Here is a 21479-nt window from a genome sequence, read left to right as displayed (position 1 = left end):
AAAACAGACATATGGTCATTTCCCCATGCAAACCGGCCAAGGGCGCGGCTCACAATGTCGATGCAAAGCATCAATGGCAGGGAAAACCGTAAGAATGGCGGGTATCATGCGCTGAATCGTGCAGCGCATCCGAATGCGCAATGCCAACGCCATAGATAAGAAACGCGCCGAGAAGCAGGGAGACCACCGCCGTACCGAGGCGCGCAGCCAAAGGCAGGGGAATAGTAGCGGAGACAGAATTATTCATACGTGCAGCCATGACAACCTCCGTGCAGGCAGCAGGGAAAAACCTCCCATGGGGCGCGGGTAAAATACCCTTCTGCAACAGGCAGGTCTCCTGGCTCGCGGGTCGTCGGTAATGTCACCGCCTTCCCGGAACGTGATGTTCCAGTGGCTGCCGGTTGCCCGGCTTGGCTTCATTCCTCTCCGCTCTACAGTCGCGGGGTCGGCTGCGATAGAAACGCCCTGATTGGGTCCGTCCTTCGCATTCCCTCTTGGTTTCACCAGATTCGTCCGGCGAAAACCTGTCACATGCGCGGACATTAAGCCTTTGCTGATAGGCCGTCAATCAGCGCGAGGGCGCAGAAATTGCCCCTTGCGCCGAACCCAGCGGTCGATGGTCTCCGCCTTGGCATTGATCCTGGGCCAGAGCCACAACATCACGCCCACCACCAAACTCCATGCGATCACCACATCCGATAGAAAATGCGCGCCCATGAAAACACGGTTCATGGAAATCAGCATGAGGATTGGAATGAAAATCGCGGCGGACATAACGCGCCAGCGTTCAGGAACGAATATTAAAAGCGACAGCATCGCAGCCGCAGCAGCGCCCTCTCCCGACGGAAATGAGCAGTTTTTGCTACATGTCGCAGCCATCTGCCAGGCCGGTGTAAAATTCATTGAGCCGCCAAATTCCAGCAGATGTCGTGGCCGCGCTCTTCCGATCAGCAACTTCAGGCTTTGCGTTACGATGCCTGGGCCAAGCGCAAAGGTCAGAAGCACATAAAGCACCTTGTGAGGGGCGATAGAAAGGATGGGGCGCCGCCACAACGCGTAGAAACCGATCAAAACCAGCATTGCAGCCAGCAACCAACACTGACTGACACGGTGGAAATCCCTAAGGGCGACCCAAGCCGGTGAATTCGACGCGGAAAAATCCCCGTGTTTGAAAAAATATCGGCTGGTAATCAAATCGACCTGAGGCGAAACAATGAACAATGCATTGACCGCCAAGAGTGAATATACGTAGAGATGACGGCGAAAAACAATATGAGGATTTTGATATAAAAACCTCAATATCAAAATAGCCTCATTATAATTTTAAATATATTTTGAATGAAACGAGATGGTAAAAATGCCAGTATAAATTTTTATACGATACAGTATATTAGAATTATCTGAAATTTATATATAATTAAGATTTATTGTCATATCAGACCAAAAAATAGCCCTGATACGTGAAACTATCGAGACTGAACGAGTACAGTTGTGTCAGATCAGCGAAAACAACGCATCGATATCGAGACAGGCTTCCAGCCCTTCCGCCAGTTCATCCAGCGCCGCTTCGACGCTCAGGCGGTAATTGCCTATTCCGCCCTCAACACCTAGCGCTGCGAGAAATTGCTGCCGAAAACGATCCGCACCGAAAACACCATGTAAATAAGTGCCCATGATGCGGCCATCGGCAGATATCGCACCGTCATCATGATTTTCGATGCGCGCGAAAGGCCTGAACATATCCGCACCTGTCGTGCGGCCAACATGAATTTCATATCCCTCGAGCGGCGCATCATAGAGCAGCGAAGTCGCCTTCACATTGCGGACGACTTTTTCCGGCTCCATGACCGTCTCGATGTCGAGCAGCCCCAGCCCTTCTGCTTCGCGCACCTGCCCTTCGATACCGTGCGGGTCATGGATGCTGCGCCCCAGCATCTGAAACCCGCCGCAGATACCCAGCACATGTCCGCCCCGCTTCACGTGCTGTACCAGATCGCGATCCCAACCGTTTTCACGGAAAGCCAGCAGATCGGTGATCGTGGATTTCGTTCCCGGCAGTACAACCAGCCCGGCATCGGGCGGAAGAGACGTACCGGGCGGCACCATGACCACCTCCACCGCAGGCTCGGCTTTCAGCGGGTCCAGATCGTCAAAATTGGCGATGCGCGGCAACATCGGCACCGCAACTTTTAGCGCCTTGTCAGCACTGCGCACGGCGCGCTCCAGAACCACCGAATCCTCGGCAGGCAATCTGGAAACCGCCTTTAGCCACGGAACCACACCGAACGAGCGCCAGCCGGTGAAGCGTTCGATTGCTTCCAGCCCGTCATCGAACAGAGAAATATCACCACGAAACTTGTTGATGATGAAACCGCGCACCATGGCGCGGTCTTCGTCCGACAAAATTGTATGGGTTCCGACCAGAGAGGCGATCACCCCGCCCCGATCAATGTCGCCGACCAGCACCACCGGCACATCTGCCTGCGTTGCGAAACCCATATTCGCAATGTCGCCCGCCCGAAGGTTGATTTCCGCGGGCGACCCCGCACCTTCGATCAGCACGAGATCAGCGCCTTCACTGACGATGGAAAAGGACTCCATCACCGACGCCATCAACTGCGGCTTCAATTCCTGATAATAGCGCCCGCGTGCCTCGCCACGCACCTGACCCTGCACCACGATCTGGCTGCCCATATCTGTCTGAGGTTTAAGCAAAACCGGGTTCATATGCACCGAGGATGGCACGCCCGACGCCAGTGCCTGCAACCATTGGGCACGACCGATTTCGCCGCCGTCGTCACTGACAGCAGCGTTGTTCGACATGTTCTGAGGCTTGAACGGGCGGACCTTCAATCCGCGATTGCGCGCCACACGACAGAGCCCAGCGACAAGCACGCTCTTGCCGACATCAGACCCCGTTCCCTGAAACATAATTGCCCGTACCATAGGACCTGCGTAGCCGAAACGGCAAGCCATGGCAATCTGGGTCGCAGCCTATGCTTTACAGCACATCCGAAGCGTTCAACGACACACCTTCTATGCAAAAATGCGCATCAGTTTATTACAAATGTGAGCAAGATTATTCCAATAGAGCGTTGGCAGCCATCCGGTCTTATGCTCTAGTCCACAACAGAGGAGCGGTACTCAACTTTCAAAGCTGAGGGAGGAAACCATGGATGCTGCCGAACAAAACCAGTTCGAGCTGAATGAAGAACAGCTTGCCATTCAGGAAATGGCGCGCGGCTTCGCCAGCGACCGGATTGCACCCCACGCGCTGCAATGGGACCGCGACAAGCATTTCCCGGTTGATGCACTCCGCGAGACCGGATCGCTCGGCATGGGCGGCATTTACGTCCGCGAAGATGTTGGCGGATCAGCGCTGAAACGCATGGATGCAGTGCTTATTTTCGAAGCGCTCGCAGCGGCCTGCCCGTCATTCTCGGCCTTTGTTTCAATCCACAACATGGCTGCGTGGATGATCGACACATTCGGCAACGAAGCGCAACGACAGCAGTTTCTGCCCAAGCTGACAGCGATGGACTGGCTTGCCAGCTACTGCCTGACCGAACCGGGGTCCGGCTCGGACGCCGCCGCCCTTCGCACCCGTGCGACGCGGGACGGCGATCAATATGTCATCAACGGCGCCAAGCAGTTTATTTCCGGCGCCGGAGAGACTGACATCTACGTCACCATGGTGCGTACCGGCGAGGACGGTCCGAAGGGTATTTCCACCCTCATTGTGCCGAAAGATGCACCCGGCCTGTCGTTTGGCGCCAATGAATACAAGATGGGCTGGAACTGTCAGCCGACGCGAACCGTCATTTTCGACAACTGCCGCGTGCCGGTGGAAAATCGGCTTGGCAATGAAGGCACCGGCTTCAAGATCGCCATGGCGGGTCTTGACGGCGGGCGTCTGAATATAGGTGCCTGTTCGCTTGGTGGCGCGCAATCCGCGCTCGACAAGGCGCTGGAATATTGCGGTGAACGCAGAGCCTTCGGACAAACGATCGACCGTTTTCAGGCCCTGCAGTTTCGCCTTGCGGACATGGAGACGGAACTTTCGGCAGCGCGCCTGCTGCTTTATGCCGCCGCCAGCAAGCTCGACCGCAAAACCCACGATGCTGGCAAATGGTCGGCGATGGCCAAGCGGTTTGTGACCGACACGGGCTTCAATGTCGCCAATGAAGCGCTGCAGCTTTTTGGCGGTTATGGTTACCTTCACGATTATGGGATCGAAAAGCTGGTTCGCGACCTGCGCGTGCACCAGATTCTGGAAGGCACCAACGAAATCATGCGCGTGATCATTGCAAGGCATATGATCGGGCGCTGAACAGCACTTATACGGAGGAGTTTATCATGGCCACTATCGCATTCATCGGCCTCGGCAATATGGGCGGCCCGATGGCGGCAAATCTGGTCAAGGCCGGACATACGGTGCGCGGCTTCGATCTGTTGCCGCAGCATCTTGAAGAAGCCCGCGCCAATGGATTGCAGATCGCCGCGAGCGCGGTGGAAGCCGTGGCCGACGTAGACGCAGTTATAACCATGCTGCCCGCAGGCAAGCATGTTCTCGCCGTTTATGAGGAAATCGCGCCTACGGCCCGTAAAGACTCGCTTTTCATTGATTGCTCCACGATTGACGTCGATTCAGCACGCAAGGCGCATGCTCTCGCTGCCAGCCACGGTCACCTCTCCATCGATGCGCCGGTTTCGGGCGGCACCGGCGGTGCAGCCGCAGGCACACTCACTTTCATGGCGGGCGGCAGCGACAAGGCCTTCGAGCGTGGCGAACCGATCCTCAAGCCAATGGCTGGCAAGATTGTGCATTGCGGCGGCGATGGAGCCGGACAGGCCGCCAAGATCTGCAACAATATGATTCTCGGCATTTCGATGATCGGCGTCAGCGAGGCCTTCGTGCTGGCCGAAAAGCTCGGCCTTTCGCATCAGGCGCTTTTCGACGTGGCCTCAACCTCGTCGGGCCAATGCTGGTCGCTCACCACTTATTGCCCTGTCCCGGGGCCGGTGCCGACCTCCCCCGCCAATCGCGACTACAAACCGGGCTTTGCCGCAGCACTCATGTTGAAAGACCTCAAGCTATCGCAGGAAGCGGCGAAAAGTGCGGGCGCGGAAACGCCGCTTGGTGCCCATGCCGAAGCGATTTACGCGCTTTTCGACGGTGAAGGTCATGGTGGCGAAGATTTCTCCGGCATCATCAATCATTTGCGGGCAAAATCCGACGCCAAGTAAAAAAACATCACATCCGTGAAAAACTTGCCCAAAAAAGGCAATGTTTAGATTTGCTTAATCGTCTGCTAACCGTACGGTAACGATGTTCGGATAAAAAGGAGCTCGAGACAGGCTGAGCCTCTCTCGATGCTCCGGATCTGGTATTGCGTACCGGAGCTTTATGTATCTCTCACCAGCGTTTAGTCCGGTGAGATTGCCATGCGTAGTTGGCAAAACCGTGCGCCGAAAGGCAGCGCGGTTTTTGCCGTAAACGAAAATTTTATCAAATATTGTCCTCATATTTCGATTGATTGGCGCTACCCGGATTGAAATCCGAACATAATCCTGTGACATGTAGCAGCCTGTTTGCGCCCATCCGGGCATTTCGTTCAGCATCGGGACTTCAAGCTTGACCGCATTAAGACAAACCGCGTCTACCGCAGACAAAGAAATATTGGGACTGCCTTGGGCCGTTCTTTTTATAGTGTGCTATTTCGTGCTTCAGGCCGTTCTGGTGACTTATATCTCCAACGGTGCCGGGCTCGATGACGCGGAACAGCTCGCCAATATAGGCTATCTCGACTGGGGTTATGGCGGTTCGCAGCCACCACTCTATACCTGGACGACCAATCTTGCCGCCTCCGTGCTGGGCACGTCGATGCTGACGCTTCAAATCGTGAAGTTCGGCATGCTGGCAAGCCTGTTCCTCAGCGTCTTTGGCGCGATGCGGCTTTTAGGGTTTTCGCGCGCCGTGGCCTCGGCCAGCATGCTCGGCCTGTTTCTCATTCCGCAAATCGGCTGGGAATCGCAGCGCGCCTTGACCCATTCGGTGGCTGGCACGGCGGGTTGCGGATGGACCTTCCTTGCCTTTGCCTGGCATATGCGCAAGCGCAGCGTTATTTCGGCTGCCCTTCTTGGCGTTGCCATGACCGCTGCACTTCTGGGCAAGTTCAACGCGTCGTTCTTCCTCATCATGGTGATCATAACTGGGCTTTCAGTGCCCGAATATCGAACTGTGCTGCTGTCGAAACTTTCGGCTGTCACCCTGCTTGCCTTCGCGATCTGTGTCGGCCCGACGGCAACATGGATGTTCGCGCACAAATCGAGCGTCATCGCCCGTTCCGGCAAGTTGCAGATGGGCGCATCGGGCAATCCGATCTTCGACCGGCTGAACGGCATTGAAAGCTTCGTGGAAGCGGCCTTCCTGTTCTCTGTGCTCGCCCTGGCAATCGCGGCTATCATCGCGCTGATCCATTACAAAAAGCGCACAAAGCCAACCACGCCCTACACGCCCGGCGAGACATTCATGCGTCGCCTCGTGCTTGTCGGCTTGCTCGTGGTTTTCGTCGGCGTCGTTGCTACCGGCGCCAATGACGTCAAGGACCGCTGGCTTCAGCCAGTGCTGTTTCTGTTGCCGGCTGTGCTGGCATTTCGTCTGGAGCGCTTCCGTATCGGCAAGCGCCCAGTCATCGAATATGCAGCAATGGGCGCGCTGGTTGCGCTGCTGGTTCCGCCGGTCCTGTCCTATTATCTGGTCTACGGCTCCAGCATGCCGCCCTACGGTCAGCTGGATTATCGTCAGCTTTATACGGAAATCAGCAGCCACGGACATTTCAGGACCATCGTGGCCGATAATGCGCAGATACCGGGCAATTTCCGGCTCTTCGATCCGTCGCTGAAAGTTGTCCACCCGGAAACGCCCGATGGGGCCAAGCAAATCACAGCGCCAATTCTGGTCATGTGGTTTGGCGACGCTACGCCCAACGCCCACATTGCGAATCTTCTGGCGAATGCCGATATCGCGCTGCCGACGACGGGCATCTTCACGACGAGCATCGCTTATAAAACACGCCCGGATATGCAGATGCAGGTGGGTTATTTTCTGGTCAACGCGCAATAATGCGCGTCGCGAAAAAGGCCCGGGAGCATATCCCGGGCCTTTTGCTTAAAACCTTATTCAACCGTTTCCTGAACGGCATTTGCAGTGCCTTTTACATCGCGTCCGACGCCGCGAACCGTATTGGCGCAAGAAGCCAGTGTGAAGGCACAGAGAACAATAGCAACCGGGACAAGGCGGGTCAGTTTCATAGCGGTCTCTCCGAATAAGGATGTCGTTACAGCCCAAACCAATGGGCACACATGCTTGTATCGTGCCAGCATTCCATCGGCCCACCCCGGACCCCGCCTCTGTCAGCTGGCGATGAAGCCGTTTCATCCGGCTGTCATAGAGGAAATCTAGCGCAACATTTCGGCCTGACAAGAGACGGGATTACTTAGACCCACAAGTTCTTGTGAGATGTATCAGCAAGAACGAAAAGTCTCGAAGCGGCCCGTCCGACGATAAGCTTCGAACACATTGCGCAAGTTCTCCGCCACTGCATGGATATGTGGTCCGGCTTCCGGCTTTATGATCATGCCAAGCTGATAGCGCCCCAGTTCCGGCAGGCCATGTTCCGAACCCAGCGCGACAATGCCTTCGCCAAGCAAGGTCTTCGCGAAAGGCGCGATGGCGAGATCGGCCATGATGGCGGCGCGCTGCCCGGTAGAATGCGAACTCATATAAGCGATGCGATAGGGACGCCCCGAGCTTTCAAGCGCTTCCAGAGCATTGCCGCGCCAGGCGCAGCCCTCTTCCCAGATGGAAAGCGGCAGCGGATCGCGACGATAAGCCGTTCCACATTTCGCCCCGGCCCAGACGAGTTCCTCATCGAGCAGAACTTCCGTGTCCCCCTTGCCGGGCACCGTATGCGACATGTTCACCAGCGTTACATCGAGACGCCGTTCATCCAGGCGCTTGCGCAGATTGCTGCTCTGATCGATCACCACATCGACGGTCACACCGGGATGGGTTTCGGCAAAACGCTTCAAGACGAGCGGCAAAACACATTCGCCGATATCGTCGGGCGAGCCCAGCCGCACCACGCCGGTGACAGTCGGCGCGACAAATTTCGAAACCGCTTCACGGTTGAGCGCCAGAAGGCGACGCGCAAAACCGAGCAGAACTTCGCCATCGCTGGTGAGTGTCACCGAACGGGCATCGCGGTCAAACACGGCGACGCCGATCTGCTCTTCAAGTTTCTTGATCTGCATCGATACGGCCGATGGCGTGCGAAACACCGCATTGGCTGCGGATGAAAAACTGCCGGTGTCCGCAATCGCCACAAAGGTGCGAAGGACATCGATATCGAGCATTGGCAAAGGATGCTGGACGGGCGCTGTCATGACGGAACTCCGGTGATGATAAATCAAATTTTCTGATCTTAAGCCTTTTTATATTTCGTTTGATTGAACGTCAAGCACAGCGCACATTAAGCACATCGAAAACACCCATCCCGCTGCAGCAGGCATTCAAACCAATCCATTCTCGCCCCGAGGAGACCGAAAATGACCGCACAATGCCAAACTATGGGCCAAGCCCTAAGCCAGACAGCAGCCCGCGACCGTCGTTCAGCGACGTCGGAATCGCCTTCGATCTTTACATGGCTGCGTCAGGCCCACTCTGAAATAAGAAGCCAGATCGAACAGTGGATGCTCGACCGCAAAATTGCACGCACGCGCCTCTCGATCCAGAATTTGCCGGAACATATTCGGCAGGACATCGGCTGGCCCGCAATCGATGACCGCCTTCCGATGACCCGACCGAGCCAACCCACGCGTGCCAACACGCTCCACAACGGTTGATTTGCGACAAACATCTCTTTTCCAATGAGGGCGAGCCTGTCTCGCCCTCATTTTCACGACATGAAAATACCTTCTCGCGGCAGGCATTTAGCCGCACTTTGCAACCTAACCGTTCTGTGTCTCAATAAAGCACTGTCCCGTTTGCGTCATTGCTCTCCCCTAGTGTTTGCGGGCAATGATGCCGGGATCGCCGGTCTGATAGCGACCGGCAAAAAGCGGGGCAAAAACAGGCCCCGCAGTCGTGACGGAGACGGAAGCATCGCCGCGTCGGGAACCGCAGCGCGTGCTTCATAAAGTGGGAACGGTCCGGTTATGAACCAGGCTTCATCGGTTAAGCGGTCTATTGTCTTTTTTCTGGTGCCGAACTTCTCGATGATCGCGTTTGCGACCGCCATCGAGCCGTTACGCATCGCCAATCGCATGCTCGGTTACGAAGCCTATCGCTGGCGTCTGACGTCGGCGGATGGCCAGCCAGTAACGGCATCGAACGGCGTGGTTTGCGCCGCCAATGCCTCGCTGGAAGACGAACGACGCTATCTGCAACGCGAGCAGCGCCCGTCCATGGTGTTCGTCTGTTCCGGCGTCTATGTCGAGGAATTCCGCAACAAGTCGGTCTTCGCCTGGCTGCGCGAAGAATATAACCGCGGCGTCGCGGTCGGCGGCCTGTGCACCGGCGCGCATATCCTTGCGGCAGCCGGCCTCCTTTCCGGCAAGCGTTGCGCCATTCATTGGGAAAACCTGCCGGGCTTTGCCGAGGCGTTTCCGAAGGCGGAAGTCTATGCCGACCTGTTCGAGTTCGACAGCAATATCTACACCTGCGCAGGCGGAACAGCCTCGCTCGACATGATGCTGAAGCTCATCGGCGATGATTTCGACGCCAATCTGGTCAACAAAATCTGCGAGCAGGCGCTGACCGACCGCGTCCGCAGCCCGCAAGACCGGCAGCGTCTGCCGCTGCGCGCGCGCCTTGGCATCCAGAACTCGAAAGTTCTAACGATCATCGAGATGATGGAGGCCAACCTCTCCGAGCCGCAGGCGCTGATCAATGTCGCCCATACCATCGGCCTGTCGCGCCGTCAGGTCGAGCGTCTGTTCCGGCAGGAAATGGGGCGCTCTCCCGCCCGCTATTATCTGGAAATCCGCCTCGACCGAGCACGGCACCTGCTTTTGCAATCGTCCATGCCGGTGGTGGAAGTGGCGGTGGCCTGTGGCTTCGTTTCCGCGTCGCATTTTTCCAAATGCTATCGCGAACTCTATGGACGCTCGCCGCAGCAGGAACGCGCAGATCGCAAAATGCTCATCGCAGCATAGGCTGGATCATTGCGACAGATCGAATGCCCGCTGGATGAAGCAGTCCGATCCTCGTGTAAAAGACTAAGAAAATCAGTATCGTAAAGCGTCTTTCGGAATCAGTTTCGCAAGATCGGGTGACGCTCGTACCGGCATGTCGCTTGCAGAACAGGCTTGTTGCGAATAACCCCGGCTTTGCCCGGTGGCAGACGCAGTCGTGTCAGGCAGCGAATATGTCGTATAAAGGCAAATATCCTGCCCCGTCAGCGATTATGGTTCTGTCAAATACCAACCAGGGTCACATAAAATGGCAGAGTTTCCTAAGAAGGCGAAGGTCGTAATCGTCGGGCTCGGCGGCATCGTCGGGGCATCCGTCGTGCACCACCTGATCGAACGGGGCTGGGACGACATCGTCGGCATCGACAAGTCGGGCATTCCGACCGATATCGGCTCGACAGCCCACGCGTCGGATTTCTGCTATGCAACCAGCCACGATTTCCTCTCCTGCTGGACCACGCTTTATTCCATCGATTTCTACGAGAAGATGGGGCACTACGCCCGCGTCGGCGGAATTGAAGTTGCGCGTGTGGGCGACGATGGCCGCATGGATGAAATCAAGCGCAAGGTCGCATCGGGCAAGGCGTTTGGCACCCGCGCCCGCCTGATGGAACCGGCAGAGATCAAGGAAAAATTTCCGCTGATCGAAGAAAGCATGGTTCAGGGCGGCCTGTGGGACCCGGATGCCGGTCTGGTCATCCCACGTTCGCAGACGGTTGCTGGCAAACTGATCGATCAGGCGGAAGCCGCTGGCAAGTTGAAGAGCTTTGCCAATACACCCGCCCAGTCGCTGCTGGTCGAAAACGGTCGCATCAAGGGTGTTGTCACCCATCGCGGCACGATTGAAGCCGATTATGTGGTGATCTGCGCTGGCCTCTGGGGACGTTTGATTGCCGAAATGGTCGGTGAAGATCTGCCTGTCATGCCGATTGACCATCCGCTGACATTCTTTGGTCCTTATAATGAATTCGAAGGCACCGGCAAGGAAATCGGCTGGCCGTTGATGCGCGATCAGGGCAATTCGGCCTATATGCGCGACACCGGCGATCCGAAGACCGCCGAAGGTGGCCAGATCGAATGGGGCTATTACGAAGAGACCAATCCGCGCCTCTGCCACCCGCGTGATCTTCTGGAAAAGCACGAAGCGCGCCTTTCGCCATCGCAGCGCGACCTCGATATGGAACAGGTTCTGGAACCGCTCGAACGCGCCATCGAGTTGACCCCGATCCTCGGCGAGCTTGGCTATAATGAAAGCCATTCCTTCAACGGTTTCCTGCAAGTCACCACCGATGGCGGCCCATCCATGGGTGAAAGCCAGAAGGTGCGCGGCCTCTGGTATGCGGTGGCCATCTGGGTCAAGGACGGCCCCGGCATGGGCAAGCTTATTGCCGACTGGATGACCGATGGCCGCACATCCATCGACCATCACGCCATCGACTATTCCCGTTTCTATCCGCACCAGATGACCGAACAGTTCATCTGGGATCGCTGCACCGAAACGGCAATGAAGGTTTATAACCCGGCGGTGCATCCCCGTGAGCCTTTCTCCAAGGGCCGCAATATCCGCCGTTCACCCTTCTATGAACGCGAAGTGGAGCTTGGCGGCTATTTCATGGAACTCGGCGGCTGGGAGCGTGCGCATGGCTATGCCGCCAATGAACACCTGCTGGAAAAATACGGCGACCGCGTACCCGTGCGTGAAAATGAATGGGACAACCGCCATTTCTGGCGCGTTTCCAATGCCGAGCATCTCGAACTGACCGAAAATTGCGGCATCATCAATCTTTCACATTTCGCGATTGTTGACATTGAAGGCCCGGACCATGTCGAGCTGATGGAATGGCTTTGTGCGGCCAAGATCGGCGGCGACGCCAATATCGGCAAGGGCATCTATACGCATTTCCTCGACGATGAAGGCATGGTGCGCGCCGATTTCACGGCAATACGCATGGCGGACCGCATCCGCATGATCAACGGTGCCGATGCTGGCCCCCGCGATTTCCATTACATGCGCCGCGTGGCCGAGGATAAGGGCTTTGACGTCACCATCACCGATGTGACGGAGAAATATGTCACCATCGGCATCTGGGGCCCGAATGCCCGCGAAAATCTCAAGAAAGTCGTTGAGAATCCTGACGGTCTCAATGCCGAAAACTTCCCGTTTGCGGCGATCAAGCCGATCAGGATTGCGGGCAAGGACGTGACCGCCTTCCGCATTTCCTATGTTGGTGAACAGGGCTGGGAATTGCATATGCGCTATGAAGATGGCCTCGCCGTCTGGGATGCGCTGCGCTCCACCGGCACGATTGCCGTGGGTGTCGAAACCTATGCCAATACCCGCCGCATGGAGAAAAGCCTGCGCCTTCAGAACGCCGACCTGCTGACCGAGTATAATCTCCTTGAAGCAGATCTGGCGCGCCCGAAGGTCAAGGAGGCCGATTTCCGGGGCAAGGCCAAACATGTCGAATATCGCGCCCGGGAACATCAGCCCGCTATGCTCTGCACGCTGGTCATGACCGACAATATCGATTCGAAGGGCGTCGCCCGTTTCCCGGTCGGCATCATGCCGGTCATGGAGCCGGAAACCGGCGAAACGCTGGTCGATGAACTGGGCCGCCGCTCGTTCACCTCGTCGGTCGCTTTCGGCCCGACCATCGGCAAGAATATCGCGCTTGCTTATCTGCCATGGAGCCATTGTCAGGAAGGCCGCAAGCTGACCGTCGAATATTTCGGCGAAACCTATCCGGTCGAGGTAGCGTCTGTTGGCTATAAGCCGCTTTACGACCCGGAAAACCTCAAGCCGCGCAGTTGAGCCAGCGGTGAGGCCAACAAAAAGCCGGGCACAACGCCCGGCTTTTTCAATTCAATAATGCGGCAGACTTATTTCAGCGTCGCCTTGCCGCCGGTGATGGTGATCGTCTCATCACCGGTCAGCGCTTCGCGGTCGCCGTTCGGAAAAGTGACGAAGCAGCCTGCGGCGCAGAAATCGACAGTGTCGCCCGGCGCCACAACCATCTCGCGCTTTGAAGCACCTTCGGTGACCACGATTGTCTGCGCGGCGCTGTCCTTGTTGGAAATCTTGGCGGCGTAAGAACCGCCCATGGAAGCGGCAAGCATGACGACTGCGCCAAGACCGATCGTAGCAAACTTGTTGATCTGAATTACGTTCATATCGTTTCGGTGTTTCCACCGCTCCCGCTTCTACAACCCTGATGGAAGCAAGCCTTGCTTCCATCCTCGATGAACGACCCGCCGTTCGTAGCTCTTTTATAAAAGGACAAAACTGAACTGCAACTGAACGAGGCGTGATCACGCTTTATCGTCGTTGTCGTCCGTTGCCTTTGCCTTCTCTTCGCGCACCTTCTTCTTTGGCGACGCTGTCGGCGCCTTTTGCATGATCTCGGAAAGTTTTTCGATTTCCGGCAGCCCCAGCACGAGATCGGTCGAAGACGACGACAGATGCAGCCCCTCTTCGTGGAAGCGCTCCACGATCTGGAACCGCAACTCGTTCTTGATGCCGCCGGTCGCAGTGATGTCTGCGACATGCGCATAGATGTCGAACACCATCAGTGAATCGGTCATGCTCTGGAAAGCGACGAACGGTTCTGGATTCTTGAGAATGGACGGATGGCCGCGCACGATATCCAGCAACAGCGTGTGCACACGGCGCGGGTCTTCCGTATAGGAAGCCTGAACATTGATATCGATGCGGCCAAGCTTGTTGCGATGCGTCCAGTTGCCGACATTGCCGTTGATGAGCGTCGAATTCGGCACAATGATCGATTGCTTTTGGAAGGTTTCCACTTCCGTTGCGCGCACACTGATCTTCTTGACGATGCCGCTGACCGTGCCTGCTTCCACCCAGTCACCGACCTTGAACGGGCGTTCCGCCAGAAGAATGAGACCGGAAACGAAATTCTGGACGATGTTCTGGAGACCAAAACCGATACCAAGTGAAAGACCACCGGCGATCAGCGCCAGATTGGACATATTGAACCCGGCCGCCGAGACGCCCATCAGGGCGGCGAGACAGAGACCGACATAACCGATCACCGTGCGGATGGAATTGCGCACGCCGGAATCGACGCGGCCCCTCGCCATGACGCTGTTGTCGAGCCAGTTCTGGAACCAGCGCGTCAGCAGATAGCCGATGACGAACAGCAAAATGCCGGTGAGCAGCCCCATCAGCGAAACCGACATATTGCCGATTTCAAAGCCGGTCATCAGTTTGAAGAATGCATTTTTCAGCTCGGCCCACTGGAAGCCGAGCTGCATCAGCACCAGCGGAATGCCGATCAGTGCTACGACTAGATTGATGAGAATGCCTGCGACAAGCCCCAGCTGGTCGAGCGTCGCATCGTCAAAGTGGAAACGCTCGCGCAAGCTCGCGCCGACCTTGCTTGACGCAAATGCCTGTTCTTCGGAAATGGCGCGCCCCGTCAGGAAGCCCAGATACATCGTCACCAGAAAAGCGCCGGTCACGACGATCTGCTGTGACAGAAAGCGCGCCATGCCGATATAGCCGAAGAGGGCGGCCAGAATGGGCAGCAATCCCAATATGATCAGAAATATCTTGAAGAGACGCGGCCATGACCGCACGCGCTCGTCATCCCGCCGCACTACGGGTTTCAGGAAGGCGATTGCCAGAATGAGAATGCCCACCATGACAGTCGCCAGCAGGCTTTGGGCCATGGTGAGCGACAAGGGCGACGACAGTAGCTTGTTGACGGTACCGATAAAAGAATCGACGCCCGTCGTCAGCGCTGTCGCGGTTATCAGCAAGCCCAGAATCCGCCCCGGACGCGGCGCGACCGGTACGAGGCGCCATTGCGGCATGTCGGGACTGATACAGGCAGCGGCCAGACGATGAATGAAGAAGACGAGACCGAGGACGATGAACAGCGATTCCAATATCGACGCAACGTCCGTTCTTAGAACATTGAAATAGTTCAGGAAAAAATAGGTCGTCGCCAGAAAGACGCCGAGTGCTGCAGACGGAATGACCGTGGACCAGAAGGCGACCAGAAGGCGGCTAAGGTAGGACGGCGACTCGATGGTCGGGTCTCGTTGATATAGCGTACCAAGCAAACGCCGCGCACCGAGCTGGATCACCAGCGCACCGACGAATGCGAAAAATGCTGCTGCCAGGAACGAGTTTAGCTTGAAGGTGACGACGAAGCGCCACCAGGACTGGATGATGCGCCACAGCGATATGACCTGATTATTCGCCGCTGAAGCGACCTCCGTGCCGAGCGCGGTATCGAGATTGACGCGTTGCGACAGCGTCTTCCCAAAAAGGTCGCGACGCAGATCGCCGATCTTCGCCGACATCTGGTTGACGCTGAGCGAGGTATCTTCCGTGTCGCCGATCATCGCGTTAATCAGCGCCTTTTCGGCGGTGAGGCGCTTGCGCTCATCCGTCACGATACCCGGCTCTGTCGCATCGCCCGATGGCGCGGGGCCAAGCTGCTCCAGACGCGTATTGATCTCGGTCAGTCGTGGACGAAAGGCGACACCCGCATCAAGAAGCTTTTTGGACAGTGCGTCGAACTGAAGCTTCAGGTTTGCCAGCGCTTCGTCGCTGTTTTCAGCTTTCTGCAGCTGTTCTTTGAGCTTGTCGGCCTGCTGCTTCAGATCGTCAATGATCGGCTTTTGCTGCTGCACGATGGCCGATACCGGCGGCTGAGATTGGTCGCCATCTTCCGGCGCTGCCTGAGCACCATCGTTCGACTGGCTGGCAGGCGCTTGACTGGCAGGAGCCTGCTGCGCTTGCGGCTTGTTATCCTGTGCGCTGGCGGGCGCTATGCTGCCCAACGAAAGCGCGCCAATCAAAAGAGAAAATGCAACGAACCGAAACGTCGATAAATGGGCCAATTTCAAATCTGCCGTTATGAAGATCACTGTTTCAACATAAAGCGCCGTAGAACGGAAGCAAGGCAGGTTGCAAGAGAGAATCCCACGTGCTCCCCAATGGCATGAACGGTGCTTTTCGCCCGCCACTTGTTGCGAGGCGACAATGAAACCACGGCAAAACGCCAGTATTTCCTTGTTCGCACCGGCACAAATGGCTAATGAGGATTCGTGAACAGTGCAGAAACTGGCTCGAATCCTGAGCGAGACTCTAACGAAAGTCTGGGCAGTTTTATGATAGGCATGAACAGCACAGGGCAGCATAGACAGCATGGTTTCATGCTGTTGATGGCATGCGTGCTGTCTTTTGCAGCACTATTGTTCGCCGTGGACTTCTCTGCACTGAACGACAAGACTGGCGGCGATACATCTCGCAGCCTTCATAAAATGCTTGCCGCCAGACAGGCTGAAAGCACGCCGACAGCTCCTGTCCGGCAGCAATCGGCACCCGCACCGCAGCCCATGCGCGCCATTCTCGTCGAAGCCATGGCCGCGAAAATCAAAGCAGCTTTTCCGCTGGGTGGTGACACGGCACTCGCCGTTGCCCGAGCCGGTCATCCCTTTGCCAATGCGAAATCTGCAGAGGCCGGGCGCGATTTTCAGCATTTTACGGCTGCCCAGCAATATTTTGGTTTTGCCCGCGCACCTCCTGTAAGCGCATAATAGGCACCATCGGAAGACTGGCTTTCTCCAGTCCCCAACACTTTTACGTAAAACAGCGTCATCCGCCCCCACACAGATTGTGGCTTTCCATTCCGGTCAGCCTGTCGGGATTTTGAGATGACGCGCAGACTCGGAACCACAATCCATGCGTACTTCGAAATGGGTCGTAGCGCTGTACAGCCTGATCGTCGTGATCGGGCTTATCATCGCCTTGCCCAACTTCTTCACACAAAAACAGCTGGATGCGATGCCATCCTGGTTCCCGAAGCGTCAGGTGACGCTCGGTCTCGACCTGCGCGGCGGCTCCTATCTCGTGCTGGAAGTGGACGCAGCCGGCCTTAAAAAGGACCGCCTGCGTGCGCTGCTGGACGATGCCCGCAGCAAGCTGCGCGCTGAGCGCATCCAGCCGCAGTCGATCCGCGCCGTGGGCGATGCCGTCATCGTGGCAATTCCCGATGCCGACCAGCGCGCCAAGGCGGAAACGGCGCTTCGCACGCTCATCTCGCAGGTCAACACCAGCGGTTTCGGCACGGCGATCAATGATATCGACGTCAACTCGACCGATAATCAGGTCCGCCTGACGCTGACCGAAGCGGGCTTCAATTACCGCCTCGACGCAGCACTGCAGCAGAGCCTCGAAATCATCCGCCAGCGCGTTGACCAGGTCGGCGTTGCCGAACCGTCGATCCAGCGCGTCGGTTCCGACCGTATCGTGGTTCAGCTTCCGGGCCTCCAGGACCCGGCTCAGCTTCGCCAGCTTCTCGGAAGCACGGCGAAGATGAGCTTCCACATGGTCGCCGATGTCAATCCGAACGATACGCCGCCTCCGGGCGTGACGATCATGCCGGATTCCAAGGATGCGAATATCAAATATCCGATCGAAGACCAGATCGCGCTCTCGGGTGAACGCCTGACCGATGCCCGCGCCGGTTTCGACCAGCGCACCAATGAGCCGATCGTTTCCTTCCGTTTCGACAGCCTTGGCGCACGTCAGTTCGCCGATATCACCACGAAGAACGTGAACCGTCCTTTCGCCATCGTTCTCGACGGCAAGGTCTTGAGCGCACCGGTTATTCGTGAGCCGATCACCGGCGGTTCGGGCCAGATCAGCGGCAGCTTCACCGTTCAGGACACTGTCGTTCTGTCCGCCCTGCTGCGCGCAGGCGCCCTGCCCGCGCCGCTGACTGTCATTGAAGAACGCACCGTCGGTCCCGACCTTGGCGGCGACGCCATCAAGATGGGCCTTGTCACCGGCATCATCGGCTTCGCGCTGGTGGCCGTGTTCATCGTTCTGCTTTACGGCCTCTGGGGCATGATCGCCAATGTGGCGCTTCTTCTGCACACATTGCTGACCTTCTCCGCGTTGAGCCTCATCGGGGCCACGCTGACCCTGCCCGGTATCGCCGGTATTATTCTAGGTATCGGTATCGCGGTCGATGCGAATATTCTCATCAACGAACGTATCCGCGAAGAAACGCGTAAAGGCCTCGGCGCGATGGCGGCGCTCGACAAGGGCTTCCACAGCGCCTTTGCAACCATCGTCGACTCTAACGTCACCTCGCTGATCTCGACGCTGCTTCTGTTCATGTTCGGCACAGGCCCGGTTCGCGGCTTCGCCATCACCATGATGCTCGGCATCGCGATTTCGATGTTCACCGACGTGACGCTCGTGCGCATGGCGATGGGCTGGTTCGTGCGTCGTCGCAAGCTGAAGGTTCTGCATATCGAGCCGATCCTGAAGTTTGCGCCGGAAGGCACCAACTACCGCTTCATGAACGCGCGCTTCGCCGGTATCGGCGTGTCCATCGTGCTGTCGATTGCCTCGATTGTGCTGTTCTTCAAGCCGGGCCTCAATTACGGCATCGACTTCAAGGGCGGTATCCAGGCCGAAATCACCACGTCGCAGCCCGCCGACCTTGCGCAGCTTCGCGCCAAGCTCGGTTCGCTGGAACTGGGTGAAGTGGCGCTCCAGAGCGCAGGCAGCCCGAATGAAGTGCTCATCCGCATCCAGCGTCAGGATGGTGGCGAGGAAGCGCAGACGGTTGCTGTCAACAAGATGCGCGAAGCCGTTACCGAGCTTGATCCGGGCGTGAAGATCGAACGAACAGAAGTCGTGGGACCGAAAGTCTCCGGCGAACTGGCGCGTTCCGGCTTCATAGCGGTCGTGCTCTCCGCACTCGGCATGCTGGTCTATCTCTGGTGGCGGTTCGAGTGGTTCTTCGCGCTCGGCGCGATCATAACCCTTGTGCTGGATACGACCAAGATCGTCGGCTTCTTCGCGCTGATGCAGCTCGATTTCAACCTGACGGCAATCGCTGCTCTCCTGACGATCATCGGCTATTCGGTGAACGACAAGGTGGTTGTCTATGACCGCATGCGTGAAAACATGCGCCTCTACAAGTCGAAGCCGCTGCGCGAGATCATCGACATGAGTATCAATCAGGTGCTCGTGCGCTGTATCTACACATCGCTGGTGACATTCCTCTGTATGTTCCCGATGGCGATCTGGGGCGGCAGCGCCGTCCATAATTTCGCCGTGCCGATGCTGTTCGGTATCGTCATTGCGACGTCGTCGTCGATCTTCATCGCAGCGCCGATCCTGCTTCTGCTGGGCGACTGGTGGCAGCACCACAAGGAGGCTCACAAGCCTGCTGAAGAAAAGGCCATCGCGCAGAAGTAATCCAATCGCCGGGCAGGATTTCCGTCTTGCCCGGCTCCCACAATGAATTGACAGAAGCATGTTCCCCGAAAGTGGAAACCGATTTTGGGACAAGGACATGCTAAAACAGAGGGAAACGGCACCCTATGCCCCATGACACGCCTTTGATAGCGACAATCGTCATCGGGTTATGCCTTGCCTTCATCTTCGGTGCTGTAGCCACCCGCCTCAAAATCTCTCCACTGGTTGGCTATCTTCTGGCTGGCGTTATTGCCGGTCCGCACACACCCGGTTTCGTTGCCGATCAGGACCTCATTTTGCAGCTCGCCGAAATCGGCGTCATCCTGCTGATGTTCGGCGTCGGTCTGCATTTTTCCCTGAAAGACCTGCTATCCGTTAAAGCCATCGCCGTTCCGGGCGCGTTGGCGCAAATCGCCACCGCGGCCGCCCTTGGCACCGGCCTTGGCCTTGCGCTCGGTTGGGACGTTGAAGCAGGCATGGTCTTCGGCCTTGCGCTATCCACCGCCAGTACCGTCGTTCTGTTGCGTGCCATGCAGGAGCGCCGCCTGATCGACACCGAACGCGGCCGCATTGCCGTCGGCTGGCTGATCGTTGAAGATCTCGCCATGGTGATGGCGCTGGTCCTGCTGCCCGCCGTCGCCAGTGTCACGGGACGCGCGACCAGTGCCGCAGCAAGCGACCCGCTTGCGGCCTGGCTTGGCCTCGGCATTGGCGGCATCATTCTCCTGACCATCGCCAAGGTGGTTCTGTTCGTCGCCCTGATGCTGGTGGTCGGGCGCAAGGTCATTCCCTGGCTTCTCAACGTCGTCGCACAGACCGGCTCGCGCGAATTGTTTCGTCTTGGCGTTCTGGCCATTGCGCTCGGTGTGGCTTTCGGCGCGGCGCATCTCTTCGGCGTGTCCTTCGCACTCGGCGCATTCTTCGCCGGTATGGTGATGAGCGAATCCGAGCTTAGTCACCGCGCAGCTGAAGAATCCCTGCCCTTGCGCGACGCCTTCGCAGTGCTGTTCTTCATTTCGGTCGGCATGTTGTTCGACCCGATGAGCCTTTTGAAAGACCCCTTGCCCCTTCTGGCCACGCTTGCGATCATCCTGATCGGCAAATCCGTAGCGGCCTTCTTTATCGTCCGGGCCTTCCGCCGCCCGGTCAGCACGGCGCTAACGATTTCGGCAAGTCTGGCGCAGATCGGCGAATTCTCGTTCATTCTCGCCGGGCTTGGCGTCAGCCTCAATCTATTGCCACCCGCCGGACGCGATCTGATTCTCGCTGGCGCAATCCTTTCCATCTTCCTCAATCCGGTGATGTTCATCGTCGCGGAACGGATGCGGCCCTGGATCGAAAAGCGCAGCGCAAGCGAAGCAGCAAACGAACCAACGGGCAGCGCAGCCATCGATGTTTCCGAACCGGAACCATTGCCTCACACGCTTCTGACCGGCCACACGATCATTGCTGGCTACGGACATATCGGCAGCAGGCTGGCCACCAGTTTGCAGGAACATGCGATGCCGTTCCTCGTCATCGATGACTCGCCGAAAATCTGCACCGCTTTGCGGGAAAAAGGCATCGAAGCTATTGCGGGCAATGCCTCCGATACCGAAATATTGAATGCGGCGAATCCGGGGCTTGCCAAAAATCTGGTCATTGCGATTCCGAATGCCTTCGAGGCAGGACGCGCAACCGCTCTGGCCCATGCGGCCAACTCGGATATTCACATCGTCGCGCAGGCCAGTTCGCAGGCCGAAGCACAATATCTGACCGATCTTGGTGCAACCGCCGTCATTCTTGGCGAAGAGGAAATTGCAAAGGCAATGGCCAAGGCAATCGGCGCAGACGTTTCGAATACGGGCGGCAATGCTTCTGCCCGGCAGCCACAGCGGCATATTCAGGCACAGGACGACAGTTCTGTGACTGCCGCTGATGGCGAAGCACAGGCTATATAAGGGGGAACACAGATGAAAATTGAAGGGGCGGT

Annotated in this window: 15 protein-coding genes, 1 pseudogene and 1 riboswitch; of the genes and pseudogenes, 9 read left to right on the top strand and 7 right to left on the bottom strand. The window is 57.2% G+C overall.

From position 1 onward, the window contains the following. Positions 1-70 precede the first annotated feature (70 nt). From WIX40_RS01200 to WIX40_RS01190, 3 genes are all read right to left on the bottom strand, one after another. Positions 71-259, bottom strand: coding sequence for a CbtB domain-containing protein (locus tag WIX40_RS01200; protein WP_109369293.1), 189 nt, complete (start codon positions 257-259; stop codon positions 71-73). A 51-nt stretch (positions 260-310) separates the two neighbouring features. Further along, a riboswitch (cobalamin riboswitch) is annotated at positions 311-543 on the bottom strand. A 21-nt stretch (positions 544-564) separates the two neighbouring features. Further along, positions 565-1305 carry a phosphatase PAP2 family protein gene (locus tag WIX40_RS01195; protein ID WP_339438056.1) on the bottom strand — a complete coding sequence of 247 codons (741 nt, stop codon included), beginning with the start codon at positions 1303-1305 and terminating at the stop codon, positions 565-567. A gap of 189 nt (positions 1306-1494) precedes the next feature. Next, positions 1495-2946, bottom strand: a complete 1452-nt coding sequence (locus WIX40_RS01190) for a cobyric acid synthase (protein ID WP_121536348.1) — start codon at positions 2944-2946, stop codon at positions 1495-1497. Between the two features lie 226 nt (positions 2947-3172). Between WIX40_RS01190 and WIX40_RS01185 the strand changes: the two genes are divergently transcribed. From WIX40_RS01185 to WIX40_RS01175, 3 genes are all read left to right on the top strand, one after another. Further along, entirely contained in the window at positions 3173-4330 is a 1158-nt protein-coding gene (locus WIX40_RS01185; RefSeq protein WP_109369296.1) for an isobutyryl-CoA dehydrogenase, read from the top strand. Between the two features lie 26 nt (positions 4331-4356). After that, positions 4357-5247, top strand: a complete 891-nt coding sequence (mmsB, locus tag WIX40_RS01180) for a 3-hydroxyisobutyrate dehydrogenase (protein WP_109369297.1) — start codon at positions 4357-4359, stop codon at positions 5245-5247. A gap of 493 nt (positions 5248-5740) precedes the next feature. Next, on the top strand, positions 5741-7126 hold the full coding sequence (locus WIX40_RS01175; RefSeq protein ID WP_235858884.1) for an ArnT family glycosyltransferase: 1386 nt from the start codon (positions 5741-5743) through the stop codon (positions 7124-7126). 53 nt (positions 7127-7179) lie between these two features. Here the strand turns inward: WIX40_RS01175 and WIX40_RS01170 are convergent, their stop codons facing one another. Further along, positions 7180-7314, bottom strand: coding sequence for an entericidin A/B family lipoprotein (locus WIX40_RS01170; RefSeq protein WP_010659830.1), 135 nt, complete (start codon positions 7312-7314; stop codon positions 7180-7182). A 213-nt stretch (positions 7315-7527) separates the two neighbouring features. Next, entirely contained in the window at positions 7528-8448 is a 921-nt protein-coding gene (locus tag WIX40_RS01165; RefSeq protein ID WP_109369299.1) for a LysR family transcriptional regulator, read from the bottom strand. Between the two features lie 162 nt (positions 8449-8610). On the opposite strand from WIX40_RS01165, the gene WIX40_RS01160 reads away from it, so the two are divergent. From WIX40_RS01160 to WIX40_RS01150, 3 genes are all read left to right on the top strand, one after another. After that, positions 8611-8907 (top strand): DUF1127 domain-containing protein, encoded by a 297-nt coding sequence (locus tag WIX40_RS01160; RefSeq protein ID WP_124916210.1) that lies wholly within the window; start codon positions 8611-8613, stop codon positions 8905-8907. A gap of 312 nt (positions 8908-9219) precedes the next feature. Continuing rightward, positions 9220-10218, top strand: coding sequence for a GlxA family transcriptional regulator (locus tag WIX40_RS01155; protein ID WP_109369301.1), 999 nt, complete (start codon positions 9220-9222; stop codon positions 10216-10218). Between the two features lie 286 nt (positions 10219-10504). Further along, positions 10505-13066, top strand: a complete 2562-nt coding sequence (locus tag WIX40_RS01150; protein WP_109369302.1) for a GcvT family protein — start codon at positions 10505-10507, stop codon at positions 13064-13066. Positions 13067-13134: 68 nt separating this feature from the next. Here the strand turns inward: WIX40_RS01150 and WIX40_RS01145 are convergent, their stop codons facing one another. Both WIX40_RS01145 and WIX40_RS01140 read right to left on the bottom strand, forming a co-directional pair. After that, complete coding sequence (locus tag WIX40_RS01145) at positions 13135-13425, bottom strand: hypothetical protein (RefSeq protein ID WP_109369303.1); 291 nt, start codon at positions 13423-13425, stop codon at positions 13135-13137. Between the two features lie 215 nt (positions 13426-13640). Then, positions 13641-16128 (bottom strand): annotated as a pseudogene (locus WIX40_RS01140) (mechanosensitive ion channel domain-containing protein); the annotation flags it as partial. Positions 16129-16398: 270 nt separating this feature from the next. Here WIX40_RS01140 and WIX40_RS01135 point away from each other — a divergent pair. The 3 genes from WIX40_RS01135 (at position 16399) to ybaL (ending at position 21447) form a co-directional block, all read left to right on the top strand. Beyond that, the gene (locus WIX40_RS01135) at positions 16399-16827 is read left to right on the top strand and encodes a hypothetical protein (protein ID WP_339440902.1); all 429 of its coding nucleotides are present in this window, start codon (positions 16399-16401) and stop codon (positions 16825-16827) included. A 145-nt stretch (positions 16828-16972) separates the two neighbouring features. Further along, positions 16973-19507, top strand: a complete 2535-nt coding sequence (secD, locus tag WIX40_RS01130) for a protein translocase subunit SecD (RefSeq protein ID WP_109369305.1) — start codon at positions 16973-16975, stop codon at positions 19505-19507. A 125-nt stretch (positions 19508-19632) separates the two neighbouring features. After that, positions 19633-21447 carry a YbaL family putative K(+) efflux transporter gene (gene ybaL / locus WIX40_RS01125; protein ID WP_109369306.1) on the top strand — a complete coding sequence of 605 codons (1815 nt, stop codon included), beginning with the start codon at positions 19633-19635 and terminating at the stop codon, positions 21445-21447. The last annotated feature ends 32 nt before the right edge of the window (positions 21448-21479 follow it).

This window comes from Ochrobactrum teleogrylli, assembly GCF_037482325.1.
Taxonomy (GTDB): domain Bacteria; phylum Pseudomonadota; class Alphaproteobacteria; order Rhizobiales; family Rhizobiaceae; genus Brucella; species Brucella teleogrylli.
The sequence above is the reverse complement of the archived record's forward strand: the minus strand, read 5'-3'. Positions and strand labels throughout refer to the sequence as shown.